Origin of the sequence: Arsenicibacter rosenii (genome assembly GCF_001870735.1) — a bacterium.
Taxonomy (GTDB): Bacteria; Bacteroidota; Bacteroidia; order Cytophagales; family Spirosomataceae; genus Arsenicibacter; species Arsenicibacter rosenii.
On sequence record NZ_MORL01000004.1, the window covers coordinates 92,867 to 117,022 of the forward strand.

Genomic DNA, 24,156 nt, shown 5'->3' on the forward strand with positions numbered 1-24,156 from the left:
GATCGGAAAACGAAACTATTACCCTTAAATCAGTAAACCGAATGGCACAGAAAAAATACACCTTGTCTGAAGCCGAAATCCCCGAACAGTGGTACAACATTGTGGCCGACATGCCCAACAAACCACTGCCTCCGCTGCATCCGGGCACCAAAGAGCCGATTGGCCCTGAGATGCTGATGCCGCTTTTCCCGATGGAACTCATCAAGCAGGAAGTATCCGGTGATAAGTGGGTATCGATCCCCGATGAAGTTCGGGAGATGTACAAAATCTGGCGGCCAACCCCGCTGTTCCGAGCATACGGGCTGGAGAAAATGCTGGATACGCCCGCCAAAATCTACTATAAATACGAAGGGGTAAGCCCTGCCGGGTCGCACAAGCCGAACACGGCCATTCCGCAGGCGTATTACAACAAACAGGAAGGCGTAAAGCGAATCACCACCGAAACCGGTGCCGGTCAGTGGGGAAGCGCCCTGAGCTTTGCCTGCCAGCTGTTCGGCATCGAGTGCGAAGTGTATATGGTTAAGGCCAGCTACGAAGGTAAGCCTTACCGCAAAATGATGATGAACACATGGGGATCAACCGTGTACCCGTCGCCATCTACCCGCACCGAAGCCGGCCGGAAAATTCTGGCGCAGGACCCCGACTCACCCGGTAGCCTCGGCATTGCCATTTCTGAAGCCGTTGAACTGGCGATGCAGGACGACAACACCAAATATGCCCTTGGCTCGGTGCTGAATCACGTACTGATGCACCAAACCGTGATTGGCCTCGAATCCATTAAGCAACTGGAGCAGGCAGGCGATTTTCCTGACATTGTCGTGGCGCCCTTCGGTGGCGGCTCAAACTTTGCGGGTATTGCGTTCCCGTTCCTGCGGTACAACCTCGAAGGCAAGGGCAACGTCCGCTGCATTGCCGCCGAACCGGCCTCCTGCCCGAAACTGACCCGTGGCGTTTTCCGGTATGACCTGGGCGATACCGTCGGTATGACCCCGCTCCTGCCGATGTATACCCTCGGCCATAATTTCATTCCGGCACCGATCCATGCCGGTGGCCTTCGCTACCACGGAGCCGGTGCCATTGTGAGCCAGTTACTGAACGACGGGCTTATTGAAGCACAAGCGCTTAAACAACTGGAATGCTTCGATGCAGGGGTTAAATTCGCCCGCGCAGAGGGTATTATTCCAGCTCCGGAAGCGACCCACGCGATTGCCACCGCCATCCGGGAAGCAGAGATCGCGAAGGAAGAAGGCAAGAGCAAAACCATTTTGTTTAACCTGTGCGGTCACGGCCATTTCGATATGGCGGCCTATGACCAGTACCTGTCGGGCAAACTGGTTGAACACGAAGTTACGCAGGAAGAAATCCTTGCCTCCCTGGCCGAACTTGATACGCCAACGATTGGTTAACTCAGCAAACAGCGTCACTTGTCAACGCCCCCGGGCAAGTGACGCTTAACCTTTTTCAACATGTTAGCAGCCCGTTCCGAAAAACGCTTTACCGTCAGCGAGTATTTTGAACTGGAAGAAACCAGTGAGATCCGCCATGAATTCTATAAGGGCGAAGTCTTCGCCATGGCCGGAACGTCATTGAATCACAATGACATCGTCGACAATACAAAGCGTATCATTAAAGATACCTTTGCCCCGCAGGGGTGTCGTACCTTCTCAGAGAGTGTCAAACTGGAAGTAATCCGCGATGTCTATTACCCCTATCCGGACATTATGCTGACCTGCCATCCCGACGACGTACAGGCGCAGTTTGTGGTCCGGCAACCAACGCTCATTGTCGAGGTATTATCCAAATCAACGGCCGACCATGACCGCAGCTTTAAATGGCAGCAGTATCAGCGGATGCCGTCGCTGATGCATTACCTGCTCGTTTCCCAATATGAGTATCACATTGAACTATATAGCCGGAATGTTCATTTCTGGAAATATGAAGTATTTGACAAGCCTGATCAAGTACTGTCTCTGGAACACATAGCGCTCTCGCTGCCCCTTTCGGCTATTTATGAGAACATTGTTTTTACCCCCGCAAACGAGTAACCAAGCCCTTTTTTACCCTGTTGCCGGCTGGCTTACCGGTGGCCTGTTGCCGGCCGTTTTTTGGGCAGGCCAGTTTCTGTTTCCTAACGAACTGGCCGTACTGGTCAGCCTGCTGACCGTCAGCTGGTTTGGCAGAGCACGAGCCGAAGCGGCATTTACAACCGTTGTCAGCAAGTCAGGCTTACAGTCGGCATATCCTGACGGTCGCCTGACGGCCAACGGCATTGTCGCGCTGATCGGGTTAGTCGCGATAAAGATGGTTACGCTGCACACCCTGCTGACAGTACGGGTGTTTAGTCCCGACATGGCGCTGCAACTGCTGGTCATTCACAGTCTGAGCCGCTTTGTAGCTCTTTCGCTGCCATCTCCTTACCGCTTGCCCGAACTGACCGGGACCCGCCTTCTTCTTGCCGGTCTTCTGGCGCTGGTGCCACTGATCGGGCTTGTGCTCTACAGCGGTCTCTGGATTTATAGCTTCTTTTTAGTGCCGCTTTTGTTGGTCCGGTTTGGTATCGCCCGCTGGTATCGCGCTCAGTTAACCGGCTTCGATCCGGTATACGTCGGGGCGGCGCAACAGATTGTAGAAGCCTTTCTGTATATTTCCTTCGTCTCTTTTCTCTGGGTTTCGGTGTAGGCTTCGCAGCGCGAAGGGATCAGAAAAGCAGTCACTGCCCTGCCCCCGGTAACCCGTTCTACCATCTTTGTCTTCTTTGTGCGTTTATTTTGCGTTCTGCCTATCGAAAAATGCAATATCTTTGCAAGACGTATTCTGAACATTGAAACATGAAACCAATAAGCATTCGCCTGACAACCGTAACATCCATTGTTTTATTAGCCGCTTTGTTCCGGTTATTACCACACTGGCCAAACTTCACACCAATCGCTGCCATGGCGCTTTTTGGTGCCGCTAAGTTTGAGAAAAAGTGGTTAGGGCTGATCATTCCGATGCTGGCCATGTTGCTGAGCGATGCCCTGATCGGTTTCCACGGCAATATGCTTTCAGTATACGTAAGCTTTGCCCTCACCTGGGTAATCGGTCTGGTAGCCCTGCGCCGCCCGACGGCCGGCCGCGTGGCAGCCTCCGCCATCGCCTCATCAGTCCTGTTTTTTCTGATCACCAACTTTGCCGTCTGGTTCGGATCAACATTCTATTCACAGGACCTGCAAGGCCTGCTGACCTGCTATACCGCCGGTCTGGCATTCTATAACGGGCAGTCATTCTTCCTGAACGGCGTTTTCGGCGACCTCTTCTTCAGTGGTGTGCTGTTCGGTGGGTATTACCTGCTGCAGCAACGCTTCAGCACCTTACGGATTGCTTAATCCTGATACAGATAGCATTGCAAATCGCCGGCCAACACCGGCGATTTTTATTTTAGCCTAATTGTTACGCAGACACAAAAAAAGTTGTCCTGAAGCAGGGAACCGGCTTTTTTTGCGTTTTGATTGCTTTACTAGATTTTCATGACCCAAACGTATGAACACCGCATTGCCGGTCTGCTAAACCTGAATAGCCGGCAGGTTGCGAACACGATTCAGCTGCTCGACGGCGGGGCGACCGTACCGTTTATTGCCCGTTACCGGAAAGAAGCGACCAACCAACTGGACGAGGTTCAGATCTCGGCCATCCGCGATACATACCAAAAACTTCAGGAGCTGGATAAACGCCGGGAAGCCATCCTGAAATCGATTAGTGAACAGGGTAAACTGACGCCCGAACTACAGAAAAAAATTGAAGCGGCCGATACCCTCACCGATCTGGAAGACCTTTATCTGCCGTATAAACCGAAGCGGAAAACCCGCGCCACCATTGCCATCGAACGGGGGCTGGAACCACTCGCCAACCTGCTTTTTGACCAGAAGGAACGGGATCCGGAACGGGTAGCCGAACGCTATCTGAGCGATGCCGTCCCGACGGTGGCCGATGCCTTACAAGGCGCCCGCGACATTCTGGCGGAACGGGTCAGCGAGGATACCGACGCCCGCCAGCGGATCCGGAACATTTTCGAACGGGAAGCCATTATCCGCGCCGTTGTCAAAAAAAACAAGGAAACCGAGGGCGTCAAGTTCAAGGATTACTTTGATTTTGCCGAACCACTGCGGCGCGTGCCGTCGCACCGGCTGCTGGCCATCCGGCGGGGTGAAGCCGAAGGGTTTCTGTCGGTCAGCATCAGTCCGGATGAAGACGCTGCCGTTGAGCGCCTGCAACGCCAGTTTGTGTCGTTCCGCGCCACCCCCGCCTGTCAGGATCAGGTCGAACTGGCTGTGCGCGATGGCTATAAACGGCTACTAAAACCATCGATTGAAACGGAATTCGATAACCTGTCGAAGCAAAAGGCCGATCAGGAAGCAATCCGGATTTTTGCCGATAACCTGCGGCAACTGCTGCTGAGTTCGCCCCTTGGCCAGAAGCGCGTACTGGCTATTGATCCCGGTTACCGGACCGGCTGTAAAGTTGTGGTGCTCGATGCCCAGGGCAACCTCCTGACCGATACCGTCATTCACCTGTTTATGTCCGATTCGGCAAAGCAACAGGCGACCTTTACGGTTCTGAAGCTGGTACAGCAGCATCACATTGAGGCCATTGCCATCGGGAATGGTACGGCCGGCCGCGAAACCGAAGACTTTGTCCGCAGCCTGACATTCTCGCACACGGTTTCGATTTTTGTGGTAAGCGAGCAGGGGGCTTCGGTCTATTCGGCGTCCGACGTGGCCCGCGAAGAATTTCCGGATAAGGACGTAACGGTGCGGGGTGCAGTTTCGATTGGGCGCCGGCTCATGGACCCGCTGGCCGAACTGGTCAAAATTGACCCGAAATCCATCGGTGTCGGCCAGTACCAGCACGATGTCGATCAGGGTGATCTGAAGAAAAGCCTCGACGGCATTGTTGAAAGCTGCGTGAACCAGGTTGGTGTATCGCTGAACACCGCGAGTGCGCACCTGTTGCGCTATGTGTCGGGGCTGGGCCCGCAGCTGGCCAACAACATTGTTCAGTTTCGTGCGCAGAACGGGCCGTTCAGCTCGCGCGACCAGCTGAAAAAAGTGCCGCGCCTTGGCCCGAAAGCGTATGAGCAGTGTGCCGGTTTCCTGCGGATTGACGGAGCCCGTAACCCGCTCGACAACAGTGCCGTTCATCCGGAAAGCTATGCGGTGGTTGAAAAAATGGCCAGTGACCTCAACACGACCGTTGCCGACCTGATTAAACGCCCTGAGCTACGGAAACAGATTAAGCCGGAGCGCTATGTGACACAGACTATCGGGTTACCGACCCTGCGCGATATCCTGGCAGAACTTGAAAAACCCGGCCGCGATCCTCGTGAGCCGCTGTCTGACTTTGAATACGATGCCCGCATCCGGACCATGGAAGACCTTCACGAAGGCATGGTACTCAACGGCGTGGTGACCAATGTAACAGCCTTTGGTGCCTTTGTCGATATCGGGGTCAAGCAGGATGGTCTAGTGCATATCTCGCAGCTCTCGCATCAGTTTGTCAAAGATCCCCGGGACGTGGTCCGGGTACATCAGAAAGTACAGGTGAAAGTGACCGAAGTGGATATGGCCCGCAAACGGATCGCGCTAACCATGAAATTATAAGAGCAGCGTCTCTGGTCTGCGAAAACATTTACTTAGCCGACCGGTTTTAAAGAGTGTAGTCTGGTAACCTTGCCAAGTTACACTCTTTTTTTTGACAACAATACTAAAGCCACTCAACGCCATGAAACAAATCATTCTGTCAGGCCTCCTCAGCGGCGGTTTACTGCTGGCCGGCCAATCTTTATACGCTCAGATTATTCCTGAAAGTCAGATTAATCAGGAATCGGGCACCACCCTCACTGACAAAAAACAAAGTAAACAGGAGAAAAAAGCCCTGCGTAAGCGCGAACGTGACGAACGCAGGATGCAGCGGGGCATGGACAATAACAGCCGGGCAAAAACAAACCCGTCAACGGCCGATTATACGGTCAACAACCCATCGTCTCCGCCATCCGGTCAGCAGGTCAATAAATCCATGGAAGCAGGTGTCGGGCAGAATCAGGATGCCTCGTACCGGCAGGAGTCGGTTAACAGCGGCAATATGATGAACAACAGCAATGTATCGAATTATAACAGCCAGCAGGTTACTGTCCCTTCAACCGGTGTCAATGCAACACCGGCTGCCACAGCAGCCCTGCCGGCCGAATCGGTGTCTCCGAAAAGCGAAGAAAGCCCGGATCTGAAGAAACGGGGCGCAACCGGTACCGGTACGGCGATCAGTAAAGCGGTAACAACAGCACCGACCGTTCCGACTGATGTAGCGTCTCCACGGTCTACGGTCGGCGATTTTACCAGCTCTCAACCTGACTATACGACCCTTCAAAATGCGTTACAGGCGGTAAATCTGGATCAGACGCTAAAAGGGGCCGGCCCTTATACCCTGTTTGCTCCCTCGAATGCCGCCTTTAAAAAATTACCCGTCCAAACGCAGAATACTATGCTGGAAGGCAGAAACCGCGATGCCCTGACGCAAACGCTGAAATACCATGTGGTTGCGGGTACTATTGATGCCGGCGAATTGACCCGGCAAATCAAGGCTAATCAGGGAAAAGCGCAGTTAAAAACGCTTAACGGTGGTATATTGACAGCAATGCTTACCAGTCATAATAAAATAATCCTACTGGATGAAAACGGACAGACAGCATTGATTGATACGCCTGACGAACGGCAGGCCAATGGAATTGTGCACGGCATCACAGCAGTACTGACGCCCAAAAAGTCAAATAACCCTTAAAATTGAGCTATTTTTCTAACGTATTCCTGCTATAACCATGCCAAATCGCAACGTTTGAGCATTTTATGCATACAAATTATATTCTCTTTCTTACTTTCTAGTAACACTGTTTATTGGTAAATAGCATCATAACAGGCTATTTGCCAATAAATCCCTGTTTTCTACACAAAAATTACGTAAAGAATAGAGTTTGTGTATTGCTTAGATGTGTTTTTTAATATATTTGACTGAAAACAATACAGCTAAACAGTGAAACGTACGCAGCCTTTTGTTTCTGAAAGCGTATTGATCGAAAAGCTAAGCAGGCGCGATCAACAGGCATTTCAATGGCTTTACGATCAATACTCGGCTGCTCTTTACGGGGTGCTTCTTAAAATAGTACAAGAAGAAGAGCAAGCTGAAGATTTACTTCAGGAAGCATTCATCAAAATCTGGAACAATCTGGATGCTTATGATGCCAACAAAGGGCGTTTATTCACCTGGCTGTTGAACATTACCCGCAATACGGCTATCGATAGTATACGTGCCAGCAAAGCCGCTCATCGTCCAAATCCAAGTAAAGCAATCCGAACTGACGAAGAAAACGTATATATCGTAGATGGTCAGCATAACACGCCTCCTGTCAATCCGGATCACATTGGCGTTCAGGATGTTGTTGATCAATTAAGGCCCGAAAGGAAGGAATTAATCGACTTAGTATACTTTAAGGGGTATACACACGAAGAGGCAGCCGAATCGCTGAATCTACCGCTGGGAACCGTTAAAACACGAATAAGGGCCGCCTTACAAGAACTGAAACAGCTATTTCATTCATGAATGTTGCGGAATATATCGCTTCAGGCACGTTAGAAGCCTACATCCTCGGTGCAGCCAGTGATCAGGAGCGCCGGGAAGTAGAGTGTTTGTCTTCTATTTATCCTGAAATCAAACAAGAACTAGATCAGCTGGCCCTGGCACTGGAAGATTATGCCATGGCCCTCAGCGTTGAGCCCCCTGTGGCCCTGCGCGAACAGATTATGAGCCAGCTTACGTTTGGCGTTACTCAAAAAACAACGGCGGCGGACGAGGAAGAACCAGAAACAAAAGTTCTTCCAATGCCAGATACTAGGCCGATTTATAATTTCACGTGGATTGCCGCCGCTTCGGTTGGCTTGTTACTCCTTGCGTTTTCTTTTTTCCTGATCACCAGATTACGGGACAACCAACAAGCGTTAGCCTCGCTCAGAAGTACGAATGCTGCGCTTCAGCAGGATATAAATGCGCTTAAAACCCAGCAGTCATCTTCAAGCCAGGTAATGGCCCTGCTGCGGCAGCCCGGCACACAGATCATACAATTGAAAGGCAATGAGAAAGCCCCGGACGGAAACCTTGCCGTATACTGGAATCAGCAAACCGGTCAGCTTGCCCTTGACATCTCTTCGCTGCCGGCCTTGCCGTCGTCGCAGCAGTACCAGCTCTGGACGCTGAAAGGGGGCAAACCGTTCGATGCCGGTGTCTTTGATCCTATTACGGGGGTTCATCATCTGCACCCTATTCAGCAGGGCACCGTTGATGCCTTTGCCATAACCATTGAACAACGGGGCGGCAGTCCGACACCGCATCTGGAATCGCTGATTGCGATGACCCCAACCAAAGCTTCTTAACAAAAAAGGCCCCGAACGGGGCCTTTTTTGTTGCGGTTACTACCAGTTTTTACTTTTCAGCAGTTTGTCTAAATCAGCACGCGGCATTGGCACACGGGCCGGATTCTGATCAATCCATTTCATAAAATCCTGTTTAATTTCAGCGGTCCATTGCTGATCAATCTGCCCGGGGGTGTATTTGCCCTCGCGCAGCATCTGATGCCCGAACGCATCCTGTATCGACACAAATTCTGATTCGAGAATTACTTTTTCGGCCAGATGCGCCGGAATAAAGATAATCCCTTCTTTTTTGGCCAGTACCACATCGCCCGGCATCGCAATGGCACGGCCAATCCGGATCGGACAGTTGATGCAGGTCATCGTCATGTCCTGAATATACGACGGATCAAATCCCCGTACCCAGCCATTGAATCCCTCAATTTCTTCCAGCCCTTCGAGGTCGCGCACGCTGCCGTCGAAAATTACCCCTGTTTTGGATTTAGCATAAATGGAATTCCCGAGGTTGTCGCCGATCAGCGTTCCCCATACAATTTTCCCCATGCCATCGGCCACATAGACATCATTTTCCTGCAACAGGTCGATCGGCCATGAATTTGTATTGCCTTTGCGTCCCTCGGCTTTCCCTTTTTCCTTAATCGGCTTGTCCATATCGGGCCGGCCAGGCATGTACTGGGCCGTCAGTACGCGGCCCACCATTGGTTTTTCCGGCCGGATGATCTGCCAGTTTCCCTCAAACTGATTGTTATAGCCGTCTTTCCGCATAATCCCCCAGGCTTCTTCCAGCGAAATGTTTTTAAGCCGCTTCAGCAGATTATCCGACACTTTAGGCCGGCCGTCGGCCATGCGTTCGCCTTTCCATTCGGCGGTGTAAAACAGGATCTGCTCTTTGGTCATCTGGATCTGTGCCCGGGCGGTGATCGTCAGTAGGGTAAGTAAAGAAACAAGTAACGTACTTTTTTTCATGAGTAAAGATTTAGGTTTTAGTGATAAAAGACATTGGAATAAGTAAAATACTGACCATTACAGGTTTATAGGAATGTAGTAAACCTAAATCCTTATCTGTTCATGAAGACTATTTTAGAGCGGCTGAAACTACCTGTCCGGGCCGGGCAGTCCCCCTCACCTACCCCGTCGTCGGGTGACCGGCGCACCTTTCTGCGCAACTCAGCGCTGGGCGGCTTGTCGCTGGGCATGATGTTTGACGGCCAGCCTGAGCGGGAACTTGAATATACCACTCAGAATGTAAACCGGGCGTCTAAACCATCGGATCTGAAAATAACCGATATGCGGATTGCCATTCTTCAGGGTGTTCCGTTTACCAGCCCGATTATCCGGATCGACACCAATCAGGGTCTTGTTGGCTGGGGCGAAGTGCGCGACGGAGCCAGTGCCAACTATGCGCTGATGCTCAAAAGCCGCCTACTGGGACAGAATCCGTGTAACGTTGAGCAGATTTTTAAGCAGATTAAGCAGTTTGGCAACCACGGCCGGGCAGCCGGCGGGGTCTGCGGGGTAGAAATGGCCCTGTGGGATCTTGCAGGCAAAGCCTACAACGTACCGGCCTACCAGCTGCTGGGCGGAAAATACCGCGATGAAGTACGCCTTTATGCCGACACACCGGAAGGGAAAACCTATGAGGAGTTTGCCGAAAATATGAAAAAGCGCAAGGCGCAGGGTTTCACCTTCCTGAAAATGGATTTCGGGATCGGGATGCTGGCCGGCCAGCCGGGCATGCTGGTGGGCGCTGACGTCTGGGATGTAAAAAACCAGTACGGCAACAGCAAACAGATGAAAGTGGGAAACTATGGCATGACCAAACACCCGTTCACCCGCGTACAGGTAACCAAAAAAGGAATCGATAAGCTGGTAGACCACGTAGGCCGTGTCCGCGAGATCGTAGGCTACGACACCCCGATGTCGGCCGACCATTTCGGGCATTTCGATGTGAATACGGCCATTCAGATCGGTAAAGCGATGGAACCGTTCCGGCTGGCGTGGCTCGAAGACCTGGTGCCGTGGTTCTACACCGACCAGTGGAAACAGATTTCCGACGCCATTGATACGCCGACGCTGACGGGCGAAGACATTTACCTCAAGGAGGAATTCATTAAGCTCATTGACGCCGGTGCCGTCGACATGATTCACCCCGATCTGGCTTCCTCGGGCGGTTTGCTGGAAACGAAGAAAATCGGCGACTACGCCGAAGAGAAAGGCATTCCGATGGCCATGCACTTTGCCGGTTCGCCAATCTGCATGATGGCCAATGTACATTGTGCGGCTGCTACCGAAAACTTTGTGGCCCTGGAACACCACGGCGTCGATGTTGAGGGCTGGGAAGATATCGTGACCGGCCTGAAGCCGATCGCTCAGAACGGGTTCGTGAAAGTACCGGACCGGCCGGGCCTCGGCGTTGAGTTAAATGAAGAAGCCGCGAAACGTTTCCTGAAAAAAGGAGGAACGTGGTTCGCCCCGACCGATGTCTGGAACACAAAGGATTCGTGGGACCGCGAGTGGAGTTAGGTCTGTTTATGTGATGCTTCGTGCAGGGGAATGGTTCCGTAAACCGTTCCCCTACTTTTTTTACAGCCTGCTGCACGGACTCACTTCCGGTATTTATCTTTGCGCTATGATAACCAAACCGTTTATTGTCGGTATCACCGGCGGCAGCGCATCTGGCAAAACATCGTTTTTGCGGGATTTGATGAGTGCGTTTAGCGAAGATCAAATCTGTCTGATTTCTCAGGATAATTATTACCGCGACCTGAACAGCATTCAGGTTGACGAAAATGGTGTTCATAACTTTGATTTGCCGGAAACTATTGATCATCACCGGTATGCCCAGCATATTCAGCAACTGCGGGCGGGGCATATTGTAGAACAGTTAGAATACACCTTCAACAAACCCAATGTTACGCCAAAAATTCTCACGTTCCGGCCGGCTCCGATCATTGTCGTAGAGGGTATTTTCGTATTTCACTTCAAGGAAATTGCTGACCTGCTGGACCTCAAAGTATTCATTTCGGTTAAAAATCAGGTTAAACTTGACCGCCGGATTAAACGGGATTTTGAAGAACGCGGCTATGATCTGGACGATGTTCTGTACCGCTGGAAGCACCATGTGCGGCCTACCTATCAGCAGTTTATCAAGCCGTATAAAGCTGAAGCAGACCTGGTTGTGCCGAACAATATTCATTACAGAAAAGGGCTTGATGTACTGATCGCCTATCTAAAGGCACACCTGCCTTCGTAAAACTTAGGCTCTTTTTAAAACTATTTACTTTCACAGCGCGTATATATTCCCGAAACCGACAGATTAAACCCTGACGGACGTCAAACATCTAAAAATCTAAAAGACTATTTCATTTATGGAATTCGTAAAAAAAGCAATGGCTGCCATCGTAATTGCAGCTGGCTTACAAATCAGTGCACAGGCACAGGCTCCGGTTACGGTTGGCGGTGCGCCGATGTACCCAAACAAGAATATCATTGAAAACGCTGTTAACTCGAAAGACCATACAACGCTGGTTGCTGCCGTGAAAGCAGCTGGTTTAGTGGAAACGCTGCAAGGCCCGGGCCCGTTCACGGTATTTGCCCCGACGAATGCGGCCTTCAATAAACTTCCGGCCGGTACTGTTGATAATCTGGTTAAACCAGAAAACAAATCAACGCTGACCAGCATCCTGACTTACCACGTTGTGCCGGGCAAACTGGACTCAAAGGAACTGATGATGAAAATCAAGGACGGCAAAGGCATGACGAAGCTGAAAACCGTTAACGGCGAAACCCTGACGGCTAAAATGACCGACAAAGGGCTGACCATTGTTGACGCAAAAGGCAATACGTCCGTTGTTCAGATTGCGAACGTGTATCAGTCAAACGGCGTGATTCACTCGATTGATACGGTGTTGATGCCATAAGTTCCGGCTCAATAAACTAAGACGCAGACTGTAAGCGGGTTACCGTACAGCTGCGTCTTTTTTCTTGTCCGGCGTTTTAAAACTTTCCGCCTAAAAAAAACGTTTTTCAGGTATGAAACCTACAACACTTTTTCAGATTGCCGGCTGCCTGACCCTGATCGGGCTACTGTTTGTTTTTGTGTTTCCGCAACCGCAGGCCACTGCTTCGGTGACGCAGCAGGATAAGCAGGTTGACCCACCACGGAAGGTGGTTAAAACCGATGCTGAATGGAAAAAAATCCTGACCCCTGACCAATATGTCGTATTGCGCCAAAAAGGAACCGAACGCGCCGGCACCAGCCCGCTGAACCACAACAAAGAAAAAGGCATCTATTACTGTGCCGGCTGTCATAACCCGCTGTTCAGTTCCGATGCTAAATTTGAGTCCGGTACGGGGTGGCCCAGCTTTTTCAGGCCTATCGCCAAAAATGCCGTAGCTGAAGAAAGCGATAACAGCTATGGCATGGTGCGTACGGAAGTCGAATGCAGCGTGTGCCACGGACACCTCGGACACGTTTTTGAAGACGGTCCGAAGCCAACCGGCCTCCGTTACTGCATGAATGGCGTAGCGCTCAAATTTGAACCGAAGTAAGGTTTTCTTCCGTAACGCCTATTCATCGTACGGCACGTTTTTTCTATGACCGGCCTCCGCGGAGGCCGGTTTTTTGCGTATAAAAAAGGGCTTTTTTCCGTTATATTTGCGGTCCGTTGCCACACAGAACGCCTGTTACAACGGAACAATACGAAATGAACATACACACCTTGCAGGCCATGCGCTTTATGGACAGCGCTGGTTTTCCGGCCTGGCAAAAACAGGTGTAGCACAAAAATTCACTTTTTTCTGTCAATCAGATGATTGCACTTTGGGAACGGATTCGCGCTATTGGTCGGGCGATCAGCCGATTTTGGCACCGGATCTGGCATGGACTAGGCCAACTACTCTATAAACTATCGGTCCGGATCTTAGGTCAGGACCGGGTAGACACGGTAGCCGAACGCTACCACCATTTTCAGGACCAAAAACGCGCCTTCATTGGCCGGTACGTCGATACAGAGGCCAGGTATTATCCGGTTTTCCGCAAACTCTGGAAAGGCTTTGCCTTTTTTCTGCTTGCCATTGCGCTTTACATTTTCACCCTGGAAACCAATTTTCTGTGGTTGACGGGTAGCATGCCCAGCCTCGAAGATCTGCAAAACCCTAAACTGAACCAGTCTTCTGAAATATATACACTCGATGGGGTTCCGATCGGAAAATTCTACACCGAAAACCGTACCCCGATTACGTATAAAAACATTCCGAAACACCTGATCAACGCGCTGATTGCTACGGAAGATGTTCGTTTTTACAAACACTCGGGGATTGATACCAAGGCTCTTGGCGGCGTTTTTATATCAGTACTGACCGGTGGTGATCGCGGGGGCGGGAGTACCATTACCCAGCAGCTGGCCAAAAACCTCTTTAAAACCCGCCGGAATGCGTCGAAAGGGGTTTTGATGTACATTCCGGTTGTCCGGACGCTCATCATCAAGTCAAAAGAATGGCTCATGGCCATTAAACTGGAGCGCACATTTACCAAAGACGAAATCCTGACGTATTATTTTAATACCGTTGATTTCGGCAGTAATTCTTTTGGGCTGAAAACAGCCGCACGGACGTTTTTCAACAAACTCCCCGATAGCCTGAATGTTCAGGAAGGGGCCGTGCTGGTGGGGCTGCAAAAAGCAACGACCTCCTATAACCCGCTGCGCAATCCGAAACGATCTACCGAACGCCGGAATACGGTACTGGGACAGATGGCCAAATACGGTTTCCTGACACCGAAACAGGCTGACTCCATCAGTGCGATGCCGCTGATTACCGACTATACCCCGGAAAACCCGTATGCCGGGCCGGCAAATTACCTGAAAAACGCGGTAGTCGATTATGTCGAAAAATGGGGTAAGGAAAACGGCTATGACCTCTATACCGATGGGTTGAAAATTTACACCACCGTCGATTCGCGGATGCAGTCGTATGCCGAAGATGCGGTCGATGAGAAAATGAAGCAGCTCCAGCGGACGTTTAATAACCACTGGAAAGGCCGTAACCCGTGGACCGATGAAGATGGAAACGAAATCCCGGGATTTATCGACTCCGTGGCGAAACGTACTGACCGCTATAAAGGTTTGGTACGCCGTTTCCCGCAGAACCCCGATTCGGTCAATTATTACATGAAGGTCAAGAAATTCAAAATGAAGGTCTTTGACTGGGATGGGGAGAAAGATGAGGAAATGACGCCATTCGATTCCATTGCCTATTACAAACGCTTCCTGCAGGCGGGTATGGTCGCGATGGATCCGCACACCGGTTTTATCCGTGCCTGGGTTGGCGGTCTGAACTACGATTACTTTAAATACGACCACGTTAAACAAGGCAAACGGCAGCCCGGATCGACCTTCAAGCCGTTTGTGTATACGACGGCCATCGACGATTCCACGATCAACCTGAGCCCGTGTGACCGTATCCGCGACGAACCGTTTGAAAAAGAATACGTTGAAAAAGGCGAGATGAAAGTCTGGCGTCCGAAAAACTCAACCGGTACATTCTCCTATTCAAACATGACCCTGCGGCGGGCCATGGCGCGGTCGATTAACTCAATCACCGCCCAGCTAACCGACCGCGTAGGTCCGGAGCGGGTTGTCGAGTATGCCCACCGCCTGGGAATTAAAAGTCCGCTGGCGGCCGTGCCGTCGATTGGCCTGGGCTCATCGGATGTATCGCTATACGAGCTGGTTTCGGCTTACTGTACCTTCGTCAACGAGGGGATGCATACCGAGCCGATTATTGTCCAGCGGATTGAAGACCGGAACGGAAACGAAATCGAGTCATTTACGCCGGAGCGCAAGCGGGCTATCAGCACCGAATCGGCCTTCCTGATGATCCATATGCTGAAAGGGGGCTTGCAGGAACCGGGCGGTACTTCTCAAAACCTCTGGTCGTTCAATATTTTCAAGAATAACCTTGAAATGGGCGGTAAAACCGGAACGACATCCAATAACTCCGATGGCTGGTTTGTGGGTGTATCCAGGGACCTGGTTATTGGTGCCTGGGTAGGTGGCGACGACCGGAGTATTCACTTCCGAACGACCGACCTCGGAGAAGGGGCAAAAACGGCGCTGCCACTGGTTGGGGCCTTTCTCGAAAAAGTATTTGCCGATCCGAAATTCAAGAACCTGCAGGGCCCTTTCCCGAAACCGTCATTTACGATTGCCAAGAATTACCTCAACTGTGGTTACTCCGACGATGACCGTAGCGCTGAAAGCGATTCAACGTCGATTGAGGCCGCCGGTGATTCACTCATTATTCCGGAACCAACGGAGGCTCCGACTGCGCCTCCGGATACGACCGGCAACAACGATCTGCCCTAAACAAAAAGAGCCCGTAAACGGGCTCTTTTTGTTTACAGTCAACATCTGCAGGAAATAATTTCTTTGCCAGGTTTAATGCCCTTCCCATGATTTTATAGCATATAATATATCTTTCATATATATTTTTTTAACGTTCACATTCATTTATCCTTGAATTCCAACCTGCGCGGAAAATCATGAGTCTCTAAGCAAGACAATCTGCTAAAGACATGAACATAAAAAAATTTATCACCACTCAGTTCATATTATCTTGCATACTACTTTCGGTTGCCTGTGGACAATCCAATCCACTACCTGCTTCATTCACGATCACCGGCATCATTACAGATGCTCATACTGGCGAACCAATTCCTTTTGCCAGTGTGATGCTGGCAGACCGTAGAACCGGTGTTGTTGCCAATGAGCAAGGCCATTATCTTTTACAGGCAAAAAGCCTTTCCGATACCATTATAGCGAGTTCTCTAGGCTATCATTTATATCATCAGGCGATTAACCGGAAACGCCCATTTCAGACAATCGATATTCAGTTACAGGTTAGCGGGACTGCTTTACAGGAAATTATTGTTAAAGCCGGAGAAAACCCGGCTTTCCGCATCCTGCGCAATATCCGGAACAACCGCCACTTGAACGACAGAAACCGCCTGGCTGCTTACGAGTGTGACAATTACATTAAAACGCAGCTTGCCCTTAGCGACCGGCAGAAAAAGCATGCCAAGAGCCGATTGTTTAAACGAATAGAGGCAGCCATGAGCAGTGACTCATTGATCGGCGATGATGGTCAACGCTTGCTTCCTTTCTTTGTCTCCGAATCGGTTTCCCGCTACTACCACCGCAGCAATCCGCAAAGTAGCCGCGATCATATGCTCAAAACACGTATCAAAGGAGTGGCTGTTGACGATGGAGAGTTTAGTTCTCAACTATTAGGAAGCACCAACTTGCTCAGCCAGAATTTCTATAATACCTACATACCTATACTTGGAAAAGACTTCGCCTCTCCCATCGGAGAGAACGGGAAAGTCTGGTATACGTTTTTTCTGGCCGATACTGTTCAGATCGGTGATCATATCTGCTATGAAATTCAATTTGATCCCAAACGAAAAGAAGATCTTGCGTTTACCGGTAAAGCCTGGATTGATACCACTACTTACGCATTATGTCAGATTGAAGCGCATGTTGGTAATGAAGCTAACCTGAATTATGTGCAAGCAATCACGATTGAACAGGAGCTGGAGCCAGTTAACGATAGCATTTCGGCTGGTCATGCCGGATGGCTTCCTGTTGTTATCAGGTTATCTGCCAGCATAGCCGGCGTCAGCAAACAGGTATCGGGTTTACAGGCAGCTGTCGTGCTTCGCAGCAGTAACTACATCATCAACAAACCGCGCCCGCTTTACTTCTACCAACAGCCCCTTGAACCGAGTGACACCGTAGCCACCGCAAATGACACATACTGGCAGATAGCCCGGAAAAACCTGGCCGGTGCCGATTCACTGTCTGAGGTTGATGTGAAGGCCCGTGAAATGATTGATAAACTCCGTGATGTTCCTGTCATTAAAACCGCAGAAAATATAGGTCAGGTATTATTAACAGGCTATTACAGACTTGGCGGTATCGACATAGGGCCTTATCCTTATATGCTGGCCGTAAACCGGATGGAAGGACTCAGAATGCGGATTGGGTTAAGAACCAATGACCAGTTTAGCCGAAACTGGATCATTAAAGGGTATTTAGCTTATGGTACCCTTGACCGGCAGATAAAATACACGGCCGAATTATCGTATCTGTTTTCGCGGCAACGATGGACAGTGGCCGGTATTCGCCTCACGAAAGACATTGAGCGGCTAGGCTTTAACGCCGAATCGACAGGCAGAAATCATCTGGTGTATGCATTCAATCGGTTCGGCCGGCTAGGCGGTGCTTATCAGAATACACAGGATGAATTATTTATGCGTACAGAACCTGTCCGCGGTATCTTACTGACAGCCACCTTAGGAAGCCGTATTTTTAATCCCCTCTTTCCATTCCGATACCGCTTACAACCAACACTAGGAGATTTGTCGCCGTTGGAATCGACTATCTACGACTCATACTGGACGTTTGAAGCCCGGTTAGCAAGAAAAGAAAAATACCTGATAAATGGCAACGAACGGGTAACGTTAGGCACCAAACGCGCTCCGGTTCTTACCTTCCGGTATACGCGAAGCTTACAGTACTTCGGCGGGGATTTTCACTATGACCGGTTCACCCTGCATGCGCAGCAATCGCTCCGTTTGGGGGCATCAGGGCGCTTTTCTTATCTGCTCTCTACAGGGTTTACACCCTCCCATTTACCCGTTCCGTTACTGTTCGCACATGTAGGAAACCCCGCCTTAATTTATTCGGGCCTTGCTTTCAACCGATTGCAATTCTTTGAGTTTGCCAGTGATCGCTTTATAGCCGCTCATGTGCAACATCGCTTTGAGGGCTTACTGTTTAATAGTCTGCCAGGTATTCGTCGGCTTAACTGGCGTTTCATTGTGAATGCAGATGTTCTTTGGGGAAGCCGGTCTTCTGAAAACCAACAATTTGACACGCAAGACCCATTACCCGACGGGAAAACCCCTACCCGGTTTGGTATGCCTGACGGCGCAAAACCCTATGTGGAAGTTGGGTATGGTATTGAAAATATATTTAAGTTTTTTCAGATTCAGGCCATTCACCGACTGACGTATAATGACAATACAATGGTCAGCCCGTTTGCCCTTAAGGTGGCTGCTACGATTTCGTTTTAGGGTTTACCCCAAAAAGTAATGGCGCGGTCATGCCGCGCCATTACTAACATTTGTTCAATAAATTGTTTAACCTAATTCATGATTACGCGTATTACTACTTTTTCTGAGCAGTTTCTTTCGGCCACTGGTAATTGAATTTACCGTTGATCGGAGCACCAAAATAGTTCAGGTTGAGATAGTCCAGACGCTTTTTGTGTAGCTCCAGGCGTTGCTTGAAATCGTCTACGTTTTTACGGTCTTTTTCGGTCCAGCCCACTTCGGCCAGCGCGATTGCCCGTGGAAACGTCATGTATTCTACATACTCCGGAATCCGCATGTATTCAGTCCATACGTTACCCTGAACGCCAATGATATGTCTGGCTTCATCCGGGGTCAGTTCGGCCGGTGTCGGTTCATAGGAGTAGGCTTTTTCCAGCGTCGTAAAGCCACCGATGGCAATCGGCTGTGTTTTTGCATCGGCCTGATAGTGGTCAAGGTAACAAAAACCGCCCGGCGTCATAATGGCATCATGCTTTTGTTTGGCAGCAGCAATCCCACCCTCGGTTCCGCGCCAGCTCATAACCGTTGCATTCGGCGATAAGCCGCCTTCCAGAATTTCGTCCCAGCCAATCATCCGGCGGCCTTTTGCGGTAATAAACTGATCGATCCGGCGGATGAAATAGCTCTGCAGCTCATGCTCGTCCTTTAACCCCTCCCTCTTCATCAGTTCCTGACAAAACCGGCTTTCTTTCCATTGCTTTTTCGGGCACTCATCGCCGCCGATGTGAATGTATTGCCCCGGAAACAGGTCCATTACTTCCGTCAGCACATCCTGCAGGAACGTAAACGTCTCTTCGCGCGGGAACAGAACATCGTCGAAAACACCCCATTTGGTTGCCACCGGCACAATTTTATCGGCACTGCTGCCTAATTCCGGATAACCGGTCAGGACAGCCATGGAGTGCCCCGGCATTTCTATTTCCGGAATGATCGTTACATATTTTGACTGCGCATACCGGACAACTTCCCGGATTTCGTCCTGGGTGTAGAACCCGCCATAAGGAGTACCGTCGTATTTGTTGTCGCCATAGCGGCCCGCCATGGTTTCCTTACGCTGCGAACCCAGCTGCGTCAGCTTCGGGTATTTTTTAATCTCAATCCGCCAGCCCTGATCTTCCGTCAGGTGCCAGTGGAACGTATTCATTTTATGCAGCGCAATCATGTCGATGTATTTCTTTACAAACGACACAGGAAAAAAGTGACGGCCCACATCGAGGTGGAGACCACGGTAGCTGTAGCGGGGCTTATCTTCAATATAGCACGCAGGTACCTTCCATTTTACGGTCGACACAACCGACGGGCTGAACACTTCGGCCGGCATCAGCTGCAGAAGGGATTGCATCCCGTAGAAAAAGCCTTTGGGCTCCTGTGCCGTGATAACCACCTGCTTTGGCGATACCTTCAGAAAGTAGCCTTCTGCCCCCAGTTTGTCGCTTTGCTCGGTATCAAAATAAATACTGTTGCTGCCCCCTTTTCCGGTTTTGATCTTAGGCGAAATCCCTGCCGAGGCCTTCAGTTGAGCGGCCAGCGATTCGGCCAGTTTCCGCACGTCGGCGTTCTCTTTCTCCAGTACCAGCGTCAGATTCGATCCGACCGAAAATTCACCTTTCTGCTCATCCAGCCGGGCAGGTTTTGGCAAAATGGCATAATCCGCCGTCTGGGCGAGCGCCAACCGGGTAGTAAGCAATACGCCGAGGGTCAGCGTAAAGAACGTTTTTTTCATAGCGTCAAAAAGAAATTGAGTTATAGGAATTGATTTATTTGCTCACTTTAAACACCCAGACCGGCTGGTTAGCCAACTGCTGCCGCGCGGTTTCTGTAACGGTCACGATTGTTTTATCCCCCGCCTTTTTCCACTTCAGCGGTTGTTTCACGCCTAACAAGCTGATCTGCGTTTTAGCATTTGCCGGCGAAAGGGGTAGCTCGATGGTTGCTGAAAGGTGGCTCTCGTCATCTTTCGGCAGGTAGGACGCATACGTAGCCCGGTCATTTGCCGTAAAGGCCCATTGTCCCTGACGATAGGGCGCAACCGGCCTGGTATTATACACCGACTCTCCGTTGACGGTCATCCACGCTCCGATTTCCGTCAACCGCTGATATGCCTCTTCGTGCCACTCACCATCCGGTCCGGGAGCAACATTCAGCAACAGGTTACCGTTTTTGGCTACAATATCCACCAGTGTCTGAACCAGTTTGCGGGCCGGCTTGAAGTTTTCCTTCGGGATATACGACCAGCTGTCACCCATGGTCAGACACGTTTCCCACGGAATCGGCATGTAATGATCGGGAATCTGCTGTTCCGGGGTAACGTAGTTTTCAAACTCGCCCGAAACAGTCCGGTCGACCACCAGTAGCCCGGGCTGATGCTGACGGGCCATCCCGGCAATCTTTGCCATATTAATATCCTGGCTATATGGAATGGTCCGCTGCCAGCTCACCGTTGAATCAATGGTACTGGCCGGACGAACCCAGCCGCCATCCAGCCACAGAATATCTACTTTCCCGTAGCCGGTCATCAGTTCCTGAATCTGGTTGTAGGTAAAGTCGCTGAATTTCTGCCAGTTTTCAGGGTATTTTTTCGGATCGTAACTCACGTTCCGGTCTTTCGGCGGGAAATAGGGCCACCAGTAATACTCCGTATGCCAGTCGGGTTTCGAAAAATAGGTCCCAACCATAAAGCCCTGCTGACGGAATGTCTGCAGAATTTCTTTCGTTACATTGCTTCTGGGATTCGACGCAAACGGCGATTTTGTACCGGTAATTTTGTAATCGGTCAGTTTCGAGTCGAACATACAAAAGCCGTCGTGGTGTTTGGTCGTGAAGATCATGTACTTCATACCGGCCTGCTGAGCAGCCTGCGCCCATCGTTCCGGGTTGAAACGCACCGGGTTAAAGGTCGTCTGCAGCTTTTCATACGCGTTTTTGTACTCGTACCAGTTTCCGGCATGTGGTCCCCGACGCACGCACCAGCCCTCATCCTCAGGGCATAACGACCAGGACTCTACAATACCCCACTGGCTGTAGGTCCCCCAGTGCATCAGCAACCCGAATTTAATATCCTGCCACTGACCCAGTTTTTGTTTGACGGCAGCGTCGGCCGGCCACACATACTTCGAATGGTTTTGCTCCGAATGCTGCTGAGCCTGTACGGAGAGGCCACAGCATAACGCAATGGCGACACTTATCCAGCTTTTTTTCATGTTACGGAATCTGTTCTTGTTCTAGTAAGGATTGAAGTACATACGCCTGCGTACCCGACATTTTTGCCAGGCTGCCCAGCTGCGAAATCTCAATTTTCAACTCTCCCTGGAAATCAGCCAGACAGTACTTGGCAATGGCCTGTTCAATCGGCCGGCTGATGAGTTTTTCGGCTTTTGCCAGCACACCATTTACAATAATCAGCTCAGGATTAAACAAATGCACGGCTATCGATAAGCCTTTTCCCAGATGCATACCGACTTCGGTGAGCAGGTCAACCGCAAACCCATCCCCTGCATTCGCGTAGTTGATAATGGTTTCAACGTCGATATCGTCGGCTTTTTCTTCTGCCAGCCGGGACGCCTGTCCGGCGTCCAGCCCTGTTCTGGCCCGCCGGATCAGGGCCGAAGCACCTGTCAGCGTATCCAGACAACCGACTTTTCCGCACAGACAGAGTTCTCCGTTTTCCTGCACCTGAATGTGTCCGAGCTCCCCGGCAAATCCCGAAGCGCCCTGCAGTACACGGCCACCGGTAATCACCCCGATGCCTACTCCCCAATCAATATTGACAGAGATGACCTGGTTTTTGGCACGGGCCAGGCCAAACCAATGTTCGCCGAGAATAATTGCCTTGGAGTCATTGATCAGGTAGGTTGGTGCCAGAATATACTGCCGGATCAGCTCACGGAACGGTAGTTCGGGCCGATCAAGGTGCTGATAGGTATAATTAACCCCGCGTTGCCCGTCGACCAGTCCTGGTACGGCAACGCCCACACCAATGGCCCGCATCTGCCGTACCTCGATTTCGCGGGCAATATCGGCCAGTGCATCCGCCAGCTCATCCGAACGGCTGTAATCGGGTCCTAGCGAAAAGGTAAAGGTTGTTTTATAGAGTAATTCGTTGGTGAGCGAAAAAAGGGCCAGCTTCGTGTCATTGAGCCGTATGTCAATGACAACAATCGCATAGTACGCCGCATTCAGCGAATAAAGCGTTGGTTTACGGCCGTATTGGGCATCAGCCGTACCGACCATGTGCAGCCACTGCTCAGCCGTTAGTTCGTCTAATAACGTCGCAACCGACGGAACACTCGTGTGAAGAAGCCTGGCGAGCTGGGATACGGTAGCTTTTCCTTCGCGATACAGACAGTCAATGATTCGCCGCTTTAACTTATTTTTTTTGGCATCAACGACTGATAAAGCAATGCTTTCTTCCATAATTTCTGATGATATCATTGCCAGCCTACACGGGCAGTCACCCTTTACAAACCGGACTTTTTAGTGGAATGGATGATGGAATTTGTGAGCGGCATTCGTAAATAAACAGCCAGTCGAACGTTGCCGGAACCGGCAACGTTCAGGCTGGCTCATAACATTGAGTAACCTATATATTGCGTCGAAAAAAAAAGTTTTCCAAAAAGTTATGTGTCTACTTAACCAACTCAATAACAAAGTTTATTGAGATAGAACCCTGTGGACCAAGGTTCTATCTCATAAAGCTTGTTGGTCTTTCATTCTTTTAACAATTTGAAGTACAATATTATTATTTTATTTACAGAATCAGATCATAATTTTTAAAAAAATTAAAAAATACCTTTTTTATTCGTTTTGGGCACATTAACTGTTGCTTTAATTCCACAGTCAACAGATTTATAAGTCACTGATAATGTACAGCATAGCAACAGGATAAAATTAAATTATTTGGCATGTAGAATATTTTCCACAGAATTATTTGGCATTAAAGGGCTTCAGGTCTATTTTTGAGGACTTGCGGGGATAATCCCAACTTGAACTTAACCTTTGAACAGAAGATGAGAAAAATGCTCCTGACTGCCTTACTTGCAGTCTCGTTTGGCATTGTTCAGGCCCAGACGTTGCCCAATGCAGTTGACACGAAAGCAGCCGAACCGGCGCTTTACGAACAGATTCCGATTGTAAGCGACATCATTTCCTTTGCAAAAAAACACCTCTCCTACCGGTACCGTTCGGGGGGCACATCGCCCCGCGGGTTTGATTGCTCCGGCTTTACACGGTATTGTTTCAATAAATTCGGCATCATGCTCCCTCATTCCAGCGCGGCACAGGGTAGTGTCGGGATCTCAGTAGAGAAAGAGAGTGCCCAGCCCGGCGATCTGATCCTGTTTAAAGGCCATAGTGCCGGCAGCAGCCGCATCGGCCATGTCGGCATGATTGTTGAAGTAGAAGGAGACCGGATTAAATTTATTCACTCCGCCTGGAATGGCGGCGTACGATATGACTGGCTGCATGCCGATTACTACAAACGCCGGTTTGTCGGTGTTCGCAGAGTCGTTTCCTTGCTGGCAGAAAAATAAA

General features: G+C 50.3%; 19 protein-coding genes. 15 read left to right on the forward strand and 4 right to left on the reverse strand.

The window, feature by feature from the left end; translation table 11 throughout:
• Positions 1-41: 41 nt before the first annotated feature.
• The 8 genes from BLX24_RS09450 to BLX24_RS09485 all read left to right on the forward strand — a co-directional run bounded on the left by BLX24_RS09450 (position 42) and on the right by BLX24_RS09485 (position 8,453).
• Positions 42-1,406, forward strand: a complete 1,365-nt coding sequence (locus BLX24_RS09450) for a TrpB-like pyridoxal phosphate-dependent enzyme (RefSeq protein WP_071502889.1) — start codon at positions 42-44, stop codon at positions 1,404-1,406.
• A 60-nt stretch (positions 1,407-1,466) separates the two neighbouring features.
• A complete protein-coding gene (locus tag BLX24_RS09455; protein WP_071502890.1) occupies positions 1,467-2,045 on the forward strand; it encodes a Uma2 family endonuclease in 579 nt (192 codons plus the stop codon).
• Complete coding sequence (locus tag BLX24_RS09460; protein ID WP_143092633.1) at positions 2,011-2,679, forward strand: adenosylcobinamide-GDP ribazoletransferase; 669 nt, start codon at positions 2,011-2,013, stop codon at positions 2,677-2,679. Before BLX24_RS09455 ends, BLX24_RS09460 begins: the two co-directional genes overlap by 35 nt.
• Before the next feature lie 149 nt (positions 2,680-2,828).
• Entirely contained in the window at positions 2,829-3,365 is a 537-nt protein-coding gene (locus tag BLX24_RS09465) for a DUF6580 family putative transport protein (protein ID WP_071502892.1), read from the forward strand.
• A gap of 141 nt (positions 3,366-3,506) precedes the next feature.
• A complete protein-coding gene (locus tag BLX24_RS09470; RefSeq protein WP_071502893.1) occupies positions 3,507-5,636 on the forward strand; it encodes a Tex family protein in 2,130 nt (709 codons plus the stop codon).
• Between the two features lie 121 nt (positions 5,637-5,757).
• The gene (locus BLX24_RS09475) at positions 5,758-6,810 is read left to right on the forward strand and encodes a fasciclin domain-containing protein (protein WP_071502894.1); all 1,053 of its coding nucleotides are present in this window, start codon (positions 5,758-5,760) and stop codon (positions 6,808-6,810) included.
• A gap of 249 nt (positions 6,811-7,059) precedes the next feature.
• Positions 7,060-7,626, forward strand: coding sequence for an RNA polymerase sigma factor (locus BLX24_RS09480; RefSeq protein ID WP_071502895.1), 567 nt, complete (start codon positions 7,060-7,062; stop codon positions 7,624-7,626).
• Positions 7,623-8,453 carry an anti-sigma factor gene (locus BLX24_RS09485; RefSeq protein WP_071502896.1) on the forward strand — a complete coding sequence of 277 codons (831 nt, stop codon included), beginning with the start codon at positions 7,623-7,625 and terminating at the stop codon, positions 8,451-8,453. Before BLX24_RS09480 ends, BLX24_RS09485 begins: the two co-directional genes overlap by 4 nt.
• Positions 8,454-8,492: 39 nt before the next feature.
• Here BLX24_RS09485 and BLX24_RS09490 read toward each other — a convergent pair whose 3' ends face one another.
• Entirely contained in the window at positions 8,493-9,416 is a 924-nt protein-coding gene (locus BLX24_RS09490) for an RraA family protein (protein ID WP_071502897.1), read from the reverse strand.
• Positions 9,417-9,518: 102 nt separating this feature from the next.
• On the opposite strand from BLX24_RS09490, the gene BLX24_RS09495 reads away from it, so the two are divergent.
• The 6 genes from BLX24_RS09495 to BLX24_RS09520 all read left to right on the forward strand — a co-directional run bounded on the left by BLX24_RS09495 (position 9,519) and on the right by BLX24_RS09520 (position 18,588).
• Positions 9,519-10,973, forward strand: coding sequence for a mandelate racemase/muconate lactonizing enzyme family protein (locus BLX24_RS09495; RefSeq protein WP_071502898.1), 1,455 nt, complete (start codon positions 9,519-9,521; stop codon positions 10,971-10,973).
• A gap of 106 nt (positions 10,974-11,079) precedes the next feature.
• Positions 11,080-11,703, forward strand: coding sequence for a uridine kinase (udk, locus tag BLX24_RS09500; protein WP_071502899.1), 624 nt, complete (start codon positions 11,080-11,082; stop codon positions 11,701-11,703).
• A 136-nt stretch (positions 11,704-11,839) separates the two neighbouring features.
• A complete protein-coding gene (locus BLX24_RS09505; protein ID WP_374755002.1) occupies positions 11,840-12,370 on the forward strand; it encodes a fasciclin domain-containing protein in 531 nt (176 codons plus the stop codon).
• 112 nt (positions 12,371-12,482) lie between these two features.
• A complete protein-coding gene (gene msrB, locus BLX24_RS09510; protein ID WP_083421890.1) occupies positions 12,483-13,001 on the forward strand; it encodes a peptide-methionine (R)-S-oxide reductase MsrB in 519 nt (172 codons plus the stop codon).
• 260 nt (positions 13,002-13,261) lie between these two features.
• Complete coding sequence (locus BLX24_RS09515; protein WP_071502901.1) at positions 13,262-15,817, forward strand: penicillin-binding protein 1A; 2,556 nt, start codon at positions 13,262-13,264, stop codon at positions 15,815-15,817.
• A 209-nt stretch (positions 15,818-16,026) separates the two neighbouring features.
• The gene (locus BLX24_RS09520; protein ID WP_083421891.1) at positions 16,027-18,588 is read left to right on the forward strand and encodes a DUF5686 and carboxypeptidase-like regulatory domain-containing protein; all 2,562 of its coding nucleotides are present in this window, start codon (positions 16,027-16,029) and stop codon (positions 18,586-18,588) included.
• Between the two features lie 94 nt (positions 18,589-18,682).
• On the opposite strand, the gene BLX24_RS09525 is transcribed toward BLX24_RS09520, so the two are convergent.
• The 3 genes from BLX24_RS09525 to BLX24_RS09535 are packed head-to-tail and all read right to left on the reverse strand — an operon-like array spanning position 18,683 to position 23,040.
• Positions 18,683-20,350, reverse strand: coding sequence for a beta-N-acetylhexosaminidase (locus tag BLX24_RS09525; RefSeq protein ID WP_071502902.1), 1,668 nt, complete (start codon positions 20,348-20,350; stop codon positions 18,683-18,685).
• Positions 20,351-20,384: 34 nt separating this feature from the next.
• Positions 20,385-21,827 carry an alpha-L-fucosidase gene (locus BLX24_RS09530; protein WP_071502903.1) on the reverse strand — a complete coding sequence of 481 codons (1,443 nt, stop codon included), beginning with the start codon at positions 21,825-21,827 and terminating at the stop codon, positions 20,385-20,387.
• A 1-nt stretch (position 21,828) separates the two neighbouring features.
• A complete protein-coding gene (locus tag BLX24_RS09535; protein ID WP_083421892.1) occupies positions 21,829-23,040 on the reverse strand; it encodes an ROK family transcriptional regulator in 1,212 nt (403 codons plus the stop codon).
• A gap of 593 nt (positions 23,041-23,633) precedes the next feature.
• Between BLX24_RS09535 and BLX24_RS09540 the strand changes: the two genes are divergently transcribed.
• Positions 23,634-24,155: a C40 family peptidase gene (locus BLX24_RS09540; RefSeq protein ID WP_071502905.1), complete on the forward strand. Its 522-nt coding sequence runs from the start codon at positions 23,634-23,636 to the stop codon at positions 24,153-24,155.
• The last annotated feature ends 1 nt before the right edge of the window (position 24,156 follow it).

Coding starts and splice junctions, on each gene's coding strand:
- BLX24_RS09525 (WP_071502902.1), bottom strand. CDS start 20,350: ATGAAAAAAACGTTCTTTACGCTGACCCTCGGCGTATTGCTTACTACC.
- BLX24_RS09470 (WP_071502893.1), top strand. CDS start 3,507: ATGACCCAAACGTATGAACACCGCATTGCCGGTCTGCTAAACCTGAAT.
- BLX24_RS09450 (WP_071502889.1), top strand. CDS start 42: ATGGCACAGAAAAAATACACCTTGTCTGAAGCCGAAATCCCCGAACAG.
- BLX24_RS09475 (WP_071502894.1), top strand. CDS start 5,758: ATGAAACAAATCATTCTGTCAGGCCTCCTCAGCGGCGGTTTACTGCTG.
- BLX24_RS09455 (WP_071502890.1), top strand. CDS start 1,467: ATGTTAGCAGCCCGTTCCGAAAAACGCTTTACCGTCAGCGAGTATTTT.
- BLX24_RS09490 (WP_071502897.1), bottom strand. CDS start 9,416: ATGAAAAAAAGTACGTTACTTGTTTCTTTACTTACCCTACTGACGATC.
- BLX24_RS09485 (WP_071502896.1), top strand. CDS start 7,623: ATGAATGTTGCGGAATATATCGCTTCAGGCACGTTAGAAGCCTACATC.
- msrB (WP_083421890.1), top strand. CDS start 12,483: ATGAAACCTACAACACTTTTTCAGATTGCCGGCTGCCTGACCCTGATC.
- BLX24_RS09540 (WP_071502905.1), top strand. CDS start 23,634: ATGAGAAAAATGCTCCTGACTGCCTTACTTGCAGTCTCGTTTGGCATT.
- udk (WP_071502899.1), top strand. CDS start 11,080: ATGATAACCAAACCGTTTATTGTCGGTATCACCGGCGGCAGCGCATCT.
- BLX24_RS09520 (WP_083421891.1), top strand. CDS start 16,027: ATGAACATAAAAAAATTTATCACCACTCAGTTCATATTATCTTGCATA.
- BLX24_RS09535 (WP_083421892.1), bottom strand. CDS start 23,040: ATGGAAGAAAGCATTGCTTTATCAGTCGTTGATGCCAAAAAAAATAAG.
- BLX24_RS09515 (WP_071502901.1), top strand. CDS start 13,262: ATGATTGCACTTTGGGAACGGATTCGCGCTATTGGTCGGGCGATCAGC.
- BLX24_RS09495 (WP_071502898.1), top strand. CDS start 9,519: ATGAAGACTATTTTAGAGCGGCTGAAACTACCTGTCCGGGCCGGGCAG.
- BLX24_RS09460 (WP_143092633.1), top strand. CDS start 2,011: ATGAGAACATTGTTTTTACCCCCGCAAACGAGTAACCAAGCCCTTTTT.
- BLX24_RS09505 (WP_374755002.1), top strand. CDS start 11,840: ATGGCTGCCATCGTAATTGCAGCTGGCTTACAAATCAGTGCACAGGCA.
- BLX24_RS09465 (WP_071502892.1), top strand. CDS start 2,829: ATGAAACCAATAAGCATTCGCCTGACAACCGTAACATCCATTGTTTTA.
- BLX24_RS09530 (WP_071502903.1), bottom strand. CDS start 21,827: ATGAAAAAAAGCTGGATAAGTGTCGCCATTGCGTTATGCTGTGGCCTC.